This window comes from Stenotrophomonas sp. 05L44_2 (assembly GCF_056665995.1).
In genome coordinates this window covers 1-1,576 of the sequence record NZ_JBFTNR010000865.1, presented here as the reverse complement: position 1 = coordinate 1,576, position 1,576 = coordinate 1, and the positions used below count along the sequence as shown (strand labels likewise).

General features: G+C 67.9%; 1 protein-coding gene. It reads right to left on the bottom strand.

Features of this window, described 5'->3' with window-relative positions; all coding sequences use genetic code 11:
* Positions 1-36: 36 nt before the first annotated feature.
* Positions 37-1,404 carry an adenylosuccinate lyase gene (gene purB / locus AC1VAN_RS21470; RefSeq protein ID WP_032976320.1) on the bottom strand — a complete coding sequence of 456 codons (1,368 nt, stop codon included), beginning with the start codon at positions 1,402-1,404 and terminating at the stop codon, positions 37-39.
* Positions 1,405-1,576 lie beyond the last annotated feature (172 nt).

The window sequence follows — 1,576 nt, the reverse complement described above, 5'->3', positions numbered from 1 at the left end:
AGGCAGCGCCCGCGGCCGCCGCCGCAAGGAAAACCCTTAAATCTTCTTCGCCAGCGACTCGGCCAGGCCGGTGTAGCTGCCCGGGGTCATCTCCAGCAGGCGCTGCTTGGCATCGGCCGGCAGCTCCAGCCCCTGCACGAAGGTGCGCATCGACTCGGCCGTGATGCCCTGGCCACGGGTGAGCGCCTTCAGCTGCTCGTACGGGTTCGGCAGCCCATGGCGGCGCATCACCGTCTGCACGGCCTCGGCCAGCACTTCCCACGCCGCATCCAGATCGGCGTCCAGGCGCTGCGGGTTCACTTCCAGCTTGCCCAGGCCCTTGGCCAGCGAATCCAGCGCCACCTGGCTGTGACCGAACGCGGTGCCCAGCGCGCGCAGCACGGTGGAATCGGTCAGGTCACGCTGCCAGCGGCTGATCGGCAGCTTCGCGCTGAAATGCTCGAACAGCGCGTTGGCGATGCCGAAGTTGCCTTCGGCGTTCTCGAAATCGATCGGGTTGACCTTGTGCGGCATCGTCGACGAACCGACTTCGCCTTCCTTCAGGCGCTGCTTGAAATAGCCCAGCGAGACGTAGCCCCAGATGTCGCGGGCCAGGTCGATCAGGATGATGTTGGCGCGGCGGGCGGCATCACCGATCTCGGCGATGTTGTCGTGCGGCTCGATCTGGGTGGTGTACGGGTTGAACACCAGCCCCAGCCCGGTCACGAAGCGCTCGGCGAAGGCCGGCCAGTCCACATCCGGGTAGCTGGCGATGTGCGCGTTGTAGTTGCCGACGGCGCCGTTGATCTTGCCGGTCAGTTCAACCGCGGCGATCTGCCGGCGCTGGCGTTCCAGGCGGGCGACCACGTTGGCCAGCTCCTTGCCCAGCGTAGTCGGCGAGGCGGTCTGGCCGTGGGTGCGCGACAGCATCGGCTGGCTGGCCTGGGTATGGGCCAGCGTGCGCAGTGCAGTGGCGATGCCGTCCAGGGTCGGCAGCAGCACCTCGCGACGGGCCTGTTCCAGCATCAGGCCGTAGCTGAGGTTGTTGATGTCTTCGCTGGTGCASGCGAAATGCACGAACTCCAGCGCCGGCGCCAGCTCGGCATCGTCCTTCAGCTGTTCCTTGATGAAGTACTCCACCGCCTTGACGTCRTGGTTGGTGGTGCGCTCGATCTCCTTCACGCGCGCGGCCTGGGCCGGGCTGAAGCCGCTGGCCAGTGCACGCAGGCGGACAATGGCAGCGTCGGAGAACGCGGCCAGCTCGACGATGCCCGGCTCGGCGGCCAGGGCCAGCAGCCACTCCACTTCGACCGTGACACGGGCCTTGATCAGGCCGTACTCGGAGAAGATCGGGCGCAGGGCGTCGACCTTGCCGGCATAGCGGCCATCGAGCGGGGACAGGGCGAGCAGGGCGGATTCGGACATGTCGGCAGGGCTGGGACGAGCGGCGGGGCCGATATTCTACGACGCGTGGCCTTCGCATGCTCGGTAGCGCCGGGCCATGCCCGGCGGATGGTGGCCGCGCTGCGCGCTCGCCGGGCGCGGCCCGGCGCTACCCGTTCAATCGGCCCTGCGGATGAAACGATCTGGCCCGTCC